Source organism: Sphingomonas sp. CCH9-E2, assembly GCF_001557215.1.
GTDB lineage: Bacteria > Pseudomonadota > Alphaproteobacteria > Sphingomonadales > Sphingomonadaceae > Sphingomonas.
Genome location: NZ_LSJM01000230.1, coordinates 60,452 through 67,869, shown reverse-complemented (window position 1 = coordinate 67,869; position 7,418 = coordinate 60,452). Strand labels below are relative to the sequence as shown.

Genomic DNA, 7,418 nt, shown 5'->3' with positions numbered 1-7,418 from the left:
GCCCGCCCCATCCTCCACCGGCATGTCTGACGAGGATGAAGCCATCCTCGCCTTCACGCCCGCCCCCACCTGTGGCCGCGCCGATGGCTGGACTGCGCGGCGTCAGACCGACTTCATCCACGCCCTCGCCGTCATGGGCACCGTCACCCGCGCCTGCAAAGCCGTGGGCATGAGCCGCCAGACCGCCTACAAATTGCGCGAGCGGCCCGAGGCGGCCGACTTCGCCCGCGCATGGGATGCGGCGTTGATGATGGGCTATGACCGCATGTTCAGCATGGCGATGGACCGCGCGCTCAACGGCGTCACGCGCCCGCGCTATTATCGCGGACGTCAGATCGGCACGATCACCCGCCCCGATTTCCGCATGGCACTGGCCGCGCTGGCCGAGCCACCCGAACCGCCAAAGCGCCGTCCGAAGCTGACAGAATGAAGCGCGTTGCGCGGAACTTCGTCAGTTTCCCGGCGCCGTCACACTCCGCTCCACCCGCACCGCGCCGACCGCCCACAGCGCCCACGCGATCAGCACCGGCTGCGCCAGCAAACGCGGCACATGATACCACGCCGACAGCCCCGTCCCGCTCCCGCCCAGCCACGCCAGGTCGATCATCGCGTGCTTCACATTGGCCGGCCACACGCACAGCGCATAGAGCGCCAGCGCCCAGCCCGCCGCCAGCCGCCACCGCCGGGTCATCAGCGCGGCGGCGCAGATCAGCTCGGCCGCGCCGGTGGTCAGCACCACCTCACGCGCGTCCCATGGCACCCATGAAGGCACGATCCGCACCATCGCATCGGTAAACAGGAAATGCGCCACCCCCGCCGCGGCGTAGAAGAGCGCCAGCAACCACCGCCCGATCCGCCGCGCCCGCGTCTCCGGCTGCTCCGCCATCGGCGCTACAGCGTCGCCGCCGCTGCGATGATCGGCACGAACTTCTCGGCGGTCAGGCTCGCTCCACCGACCAGCGCGCCGTCGACATTGTCGACCGCGAGGATGCTCGCCGCGTTCGCCCCGGTCACCGACCCGCCATACAGGATGCGGATCGCCTCGGCCTTCTCCGCACCGACCATCATACCCAGCTTGGCGCGGGCGATGGCGTGGATCAGCTCGATCTCCTCCAGCGTCGGGGTCCGCCCGGTGCCGATCGCCCAGCGCGGCTCGTATGCCAGGGTGAACCAGCTCCCGTCCGCGTCCTCGGGCACCGATTTCTCGATCTGCGCCTGCACCACCCGCTCGGCGCGACCGGCATTGCGCTCCGCCTCGGTCTCGCCGACGCACAGGATGACGTTCAGGCCATGGCGATGCGCCGCCGCCGCCTTGGCCCAGGCGTCGTGGCTAGTCTCATTCTGGTCCGCCCGCCGCTCGCTATGCCCGACGATGGTCAGCGTGGCGCCCGCGTCCTTCAGCATCGGGGCCGAGATGCACCCGGTATGCGCGCCGCTGTCATTCTCATGGCAATCCTGCCCGCCGATCGGCATCCCGCCCGCGACCGCCACCGCCGGGGCAATCAGCGTCGCCGGGGGGCACAGCGCAACATCGACGCCGGGATGGACGGCAGCGGCCTTGGCAATCGCCGCCACTTCGCCCAGCGAATCGGTGACGCCGTTCATCTTCCAATTGCCCGCCACCAGCTTGCGCCGCATCCCGCTTCCCCTGATTGTCCACTATTGGACAGCCGCGATAGGCCGCACGGCGGGGCCGCACAAGCGCCTTGCCGCGCCGCGCTGCCGTTGTCGCTTGATGCCCGTCGCCCCGCCCCCTAAAGCGGGGCCAATTCTTCCCATTTCAGCGGGTTTCCATGCTCACCAATTTCCGCCGCATCATCTTTTCGACCCCCGGCAAGATCGTTGCCCTGCTGCTGCTGGTGGCGCTCGGCGTGGGCTTTGCGATGATGGACGTGCAGAATCTGGGCGTCGGCGGCCCTTCGGCGAACGGCGCGCTGGTCGAGGTCGGCGACAAGAAGCTGACGCAGCAGGAAATGCAGGACCGCCTGCGCAACGCGCTGGAGCGGGTGCGCGAGCAGCAGCCGATGCTGGACATGGCGCAGTTCGTCCGCACCGGCGGGTTCGATCAGGTGCTGAACCAGGTGATCGACGGCATGGCGCTGGAGGAATATGCCGGCGAGCACGGGATGGTCGTCTCCCCCGCCGCGATCGACGGACAGATCGCGTCGATCCCGGCATTCCAGGGCTTCGACGGCAAGTTCAGCCAGCAGCGCTTCGACCAGTTCCTCTCCGAACAACGGATCACCGCCGAACAGGTGCGCAGCGACATTCGCCGCGAGACGCTGGTCCAGTGGCTGATGGCGCCGATCGCCAACCCTGGCCCGGTCCCGGCCGAACTCGCTTTGCCCTATGCCTCGCTGATGCTGGAGCGGCGCAAGGGCTCGGTCGGCTATATCCCGATCGGCGCGATTGCCCCCGGCACCCCGCCGACCGAGGCGGAGCTGCAGGCCTATTACAAGAAGAATGTCGGCCGCTATTCGCTGCCCGAGCGCCGCGTGGTGCGCTACGCCGTCGTGACCCCGACCCAGTTCGAAGCGGGTGCCAAGGCGACCGAGGCGGAGATCGCCGCCGAATACAAGAAGAACGCGGCGCAATATGCCGCCAGCACCCGGCGCAATCTGGCGCAGATCATCGTTGCCGACGAAAACGCCGCCAAGGGCATCGCGGCCAAGGTCAAGGCCGGCACGTCGATGGCCGACGCTGCCAAGGCTGCCGGGCTGCAGGCATCGACCGTGCCCAATGCCGAGAAGCAGGCGTTTGCCCGCGCGAGCAGCCCCGCGATCGCCGATGCCGCCTTTGCCGGTGCGCAGGGTGCGGTCGTCGGTCCGCTGCGCTCGCAGCTCGGCTGGCACATCGTCAAGGTCGAGGGGATCGAACAGGTCGCCGGCAAGTCGCTCGATCAGGTTCGTGGTGAACTCGCCGAAGCGATCGCCAAGACCAAGCTTGCAACCGCGCTCGCCGATGCGCGGGCCAAGATCGACAGCGAGATCGCCGGCAACGCGACCTTCGACGAAGTGGTGGCCGGTTCCAAGCTGAAGCCGGGAACCAGCGCCCCGCTGTTCGCCGATGGCCGCGCCGCGATCGGCGGTGAAGCTGCGCCCGATCCTACGCTGGCGCAGATCGCCCAGGCTGGCTTCTCGATGGAAGCGACCGACGATCCGCAGCTGATCCCGCTGGGCAGCGAAGGCGCGTTTGCACTGGTCAAAACCGACCGCGTCGTCGCCGCCGCGCCGCGCCCTCTCGCCGAAATCCGCCCGACCGTTGCCGACGATCTCGTCCGCAGCCGCCAGCTCGACGGTGCGCGCAAGGCGGCCAATGCGATCGTCGCCAAGCTGAGCAAGGGCATGCCGATCGCGCAGGCGATGAAGGAAAGCGGCCTCAAGCTGCCCGCGATCCAGCCGCTCGACGCCTCGCGCGGCCAGCTCGCCCAGATGGGCGATCAGCTGCCTCCGCCGGTCCGCCTGATGTTCAGCATGGCCGAGAAAAAGGCCAAGGCGATCCCGGCGCCCGAGCGTGGCGGTTACTGGATCGTCCAGCTCGACGATATCGAGGAGGGCAATGCCAAGGGCAACGCCGCGCTGATCGGCCAGACCCGCGGCCAGCTCGCCCAGCTGATCGGCAATGAATATGTCGAGCAGTTCGCCGCCGCCGCGCGCAAGGCGGTGAAGGTCAAGCGCAACGAAGCCGCCATCGCCGCGCTCAAGGCGCAGCTGAGCGGCCAGGCGACGGGCGGCAATTGATCGCGATGCGCGGGGGGATTGAGGGGGTCGACGCCGCCCGTGCGGAGCTTGCCGCCGGCCGTCCGGCGCTGATCTGGCGGCGGCAGCTGGCGGATACCGACACCCCGGTCGCCGCCGCGCTCAAGCTGATCGAGCCGGGCCGCGGCGACTTTCTGCTGGAATCGGTTGAAGGCGGCGCGGTGCGCGGCCGTCACAGCATGATTGGCCTAGCCCCGGACCTCGTCTTCCGTGCGCAGGGCCAGGCTGCCGAGGTCAATCCGAACTGGCTCACCGACCGCGACGCATTCGTCCAGGCGGATGCTGCGACGCTCGACGCGTTCCGGTCGCTGGTTCAGTCGTGCCGCATCGACGTACCGGCGGAACTGCCCCGGGCGCTGGCCTGTCTGGTCGGCTATTTCGGCTATGAGACGATCGGGCTGGTGGAAACGCTGCCCCGCGCCGCCAATGACGCGCTCGGGTTACCCGACATGATCTTCGTGCGGCCGACGGTGATCCTGATCTTCGACCGGCTGGCGGATTCGCTGTTTCTCGTCGCGCCGATCTGGCCTGATCCAGCGCGCGATCCCGAGCAGCAGATCGACACCGCCGCCGACCGGATCGAGGCGACCGCCGCGCGCCTCGCCGCCGCCCCGCTGCCGCCGCGCGCCACGGCCGAGGCGGTGGACGTGGTGCCGCAACCGGTCGTGCCGGCCAGCGACTATGCCGCGATGGTGGACCGCGCCCGCGAATACATCACCGCGGGCGACATCTTTCAGGTCGTCCTCGCCCAGCGCTTCACCGCACCCTTCGCGCTTCCGCCGATCGAGTTGTATCGCGCGCTGCGCCGCGTGAACCCCTCGCCCTTCCTATACTTCCTCGACCTGCCCGGCTTTGCCCTGACCGGGTCGAGCCCCGAAATCCTGGTCCGCGTCCGCGATGGAGAGGTGACGATCCGTCCGATCGCCGGCACGCGTCCGCGTGGAAAGTCGCGCGAGGAAGACGAGGCGAACCGAACCAGCCTGCTCGCCGATGCCAAGGAACGCGCCGAACATCTCATGCTGCTCGACCTCGGGCGCAACGATGTCGGCCGGGTGGCACAGGCCGGATCGGTCACCGTTACCGACAGCTACACCGTCGAATTCTACAGCCATGTCATGCACATCGTCTCGAACGTGGTGGGTCGGCTGCGCCCCGACGCCGATGCACTCGACGCACTGTTCGCGGGCTTCCCCGCCGGAACCGTGAGCGGCGCGCCCAAGGTCCGCGCGTGCGAGATCATTGCAGAGCTGGAACGCGACCAGCGCGGCCCCTATGCCGGGGGCGTCGGCTATTTCTCGCCCGACGGATCGATGGACAGCTGCATCGTCCTGCGCACCGCGATCGTGAAAGAGGGGACGATGCACGTCACCGCCGGCGCCGGCATCGTCGCCGACAGCGACCCGGACTATGAACAGCGCGAATGCGAGGCGAAGGCCGGCGCGCTGTTCGCCGCCGCCCGGGAAGCCGTGAGCCGCGCCGCCGAGCCCGGCTTCGGCCAGTAACTAATCGTCGAGTTCGGCACCGCGCGGCATCGCCGCTTCCTCGTCCTTCTTCGCCTTCATCTCCGCCTTCCACTGCTGCAACATCCGGATCGTGCAGCCACTCTGGCCATAGCTGCCGATCGGGCTGCAGCTGCCGGGAAGGGTCGCACGATTGACCTCATCGACCAATTCGGCGCGGCGCACCCAGCTCGTCCCCTCCGGTCCCGGCTCGGTCTTGCGCAGCACCTTAGGAATGCGGAACGGCGAGTCACCCGGCCGCGCACAGATCACGACCTCGTCGGGGCTCTCGGCCTTTGGACAAGGTTCCTCGCCGTACAGCAGCACGCTGCGCACCCGCTGCGGCGGGGTGCTCGTGTCGGTGCCGGCCGGCTCTTGCGCCAGTACGGGGGACACGGCCAGCGACGCGATAAGAAACGGGCGGATCATACTGGCCTCCTGAACGACATCCAGTCTATCGCACGTTGCCGGATTAAGCTGCGCTGAACCAAGATGCCCATTTGGGGCAGCATTTACCCCGATCGGGTGAATTTGTCGCTTGCATATACTTACCCACCAGGGGTAAGGCCGCCGGATGACGACGTTAGCCGGTTCGAAAATCCGCCGCTTCCGCGAGGAGCGCTCCATGTCCCGTGCCGCCTTTGGCGCATGGTTCGACACACCCGGTTCGACCGTTCAGGGCTGGGAAGAGGACGGGAAACGCGCTTCGCCCGCCGTGCTCAATCAGATCGCGGCCAATGGCATCGCCCATCATCAGGACTGGTATGTCCATGTCCGCAATTTGGAGCAGGCAATGGACTGGACCCCCGACAGCTGGACCCATGCCGAAGCACGGCAGCTGCCGATTTACCCCGATAGCGCTGCTCTGACTGCCGCGACCGATACTCTTTCCAGCTTCCCCCCGCTGGTCTTCGCTGGTGAGGCGCGCGCGCTGACGCAGGAACTCGCCCGTGTGGCGCGTGGCGAAGCGTTCCTGCTCCAGGGCGGCGACTGCGCCGAAAGCTTCGCGGAGTTTCACCCGAACAATATCCGCGACACGTTTCGCGTGATCCTGCAGATGGCGGTCGTCCTGACCTTCGCCTCCAAGTTGCCGACGGTGAAGGTCGGTCGCATGGCCGGCCAGTTTGCCAAGCCGCGCTCGGCGGATACCGAAACCATCAACGGTGTCGAGCTGCCCAGCTATCGCGGCGACAATGTCAACGACATCGCCTTCACCCCCGAAGCGCGCATCCCCGATCCGCAGCGGATGATCCGCGGCTATACCCAGTCGGCGGCGACACTGAACCTGCTGCGCGCCTTCGCCAGCGGCGGCTATGCCAATCTGCATCAGGTCCACAAATGGACGCTCGACTTCATGGGCCGCAGCCCATGGGCCGACAAGTTCGCCGACGTCGCCGACCGGATCGGCGAGGCGCTCGACTTCATGGAGGCGTGCGGGATCAACCCCGAGACCGTGCCCCAGCTCAAGCGCACCGATTTCTACACCAGCCACGAAGCGCTGCTGCTCCCGTACGAGCAGGCGCTGACGCGGCAGGACAGCCTGACCGGCGACTGGTATGATACCAGCGCGCACTTCCTGTGGATCGGCGACCGCACCCGCTTCGACGGATCGGCGCATGTCGAATTCCTGCGCGGCATCGGCAACCCGATCGGCATGAAGTGCGGCCCGAGCCTGGAGCCGGACGCATTGCTGCGCCTGCTCGACACGCTCAACCCGACCCGCACGCCGGGCCGGATGACGCTGATCACCCGCTATGGCCATGACAAGATCGAAGGCGGCCTGCCCAAGCTGGTGCGCGCGGTGAAGCGGGAGGGGCACCCGGTGGTGTGGAGCTGCGACCCGATGCACGGCAACGTGATCAAGGCCGCGAACGGCTACAAGACCCGCCCGTTCGATCGCATCCTCGCCGAAGTGCGCGGCTTCTTTGCCGTCCACCGCGCCGAAGGAACCTATGCCGGCGGCATTCATGCCGAAATGACCGGGCAGAATGTCACCGAATGCACCGGCGGCATGATCGACATCGGCGAGCACGACCTGGCCGACCGCTACCACACGCATTGCGACCCGCGCCTCAACGCGGGCCAGAGCCTGGAGCTTGCTTTCCTGCTCGCCGAAATGCTCAACGAGGAGATGGCGGAGCGCCGCAAGGCGGCGTGAGGA

The 7,418-nt window shown here is 67.8% G+C and carries 6 protein-coding genes and 1 pseudogene; 4 read left to right on the top strand and 3 right to left on the bottom strand.

Annotated features, from left to right (window positions below):
* A pseudogene (locus AX681_RS22470) lies at window positions 1–430 on the top strand (hypothetical protein); the annotation flags it as partial.
* A gap of 21 nt (window positions 431–451) precedes the next feature.
* Here AX681_RS22470 and AX681_RS10895 read toward each other — a convergent pair.
* Both AX681_RS10895 and tpiA read right to left on the bottom strand, forming a co-directional pair.
* Entirely contained in the window at window positions 452–886 is a 435-nt protein-coding gene (locus tag AX681_RS10895; RefSeq protein WP_066660016.1) for a DoxX family protein, read from the bottom strand.
* Window positions 887–891: 5 nt separating this feature from the next.
* Window positions 892–1,638, bottom strand: coding sequence for a triose-phosphate isomerase (gene tpiA / locus AX681_RS10890; RefSeq protein WP_082737946.1), 747 nt, complete (start codon window positions 1,636–1,638; stop codon window positions 892–894).
* 155 nt (window positions 1,639–1,793) lie between these two features.
* Between tpiA and AX681_RS10885 the strand changes: the two genes are divergently transcribed.
* A complete protein-coding gene (locus tag AX681_RS10885) occupies window positions 1,794–3,740 on the top strand; it encodes a peptidylprolyl isomerase (RefSeq protein WP_066660018.1) in 1,947 nt (648 codons plus the stop codon).
* Window positions 3,741–3,745: 5 nt separating this feature from the next.
* A complete protein-coding gene (gene trpE / locus AX681_RS10880; protein WP_066660045.1) occupies window positions 3,746–5,260 on the top strand; it encodes an anthranilate synthase component I in 1,515 nt (504 codons plus the stop codon).
* Here the strand turns inward: trpE and AX681_RS10875 are convergent, their stop codons facing one another.
* Window positions 5,261–5,686, bottom strand: coding sequence for a hypothetical protein (locus AX681_RS10875; RefSeq protein WP_066660020.1), 426 nt, complete (start codon window positions 5,684–5,686; stop codon window positions 5,261–5,263).
* Between the two features lie 364 nt (window positions 5,687–6,050).
* Here AX681_RS10875 and AX681_RS10870 point away from each other — a divergent pair, with 364 nt between their 5' ends.
* Window positions 6,051–7,415: a class II 3-deoxy-7-phosphoheptulonate synthase gene (locus AX681_RS10870; RefSeq protein ID WP_231733737.1), complete on the top strand. Its 1,365-nt coding sequence runs from the start codon at window positions 6,051–6,053 to the stop codon at window positions 7,413–7,415.
* Window positions 7,416–7,418 lie beyond the last annotated feature (3 nt).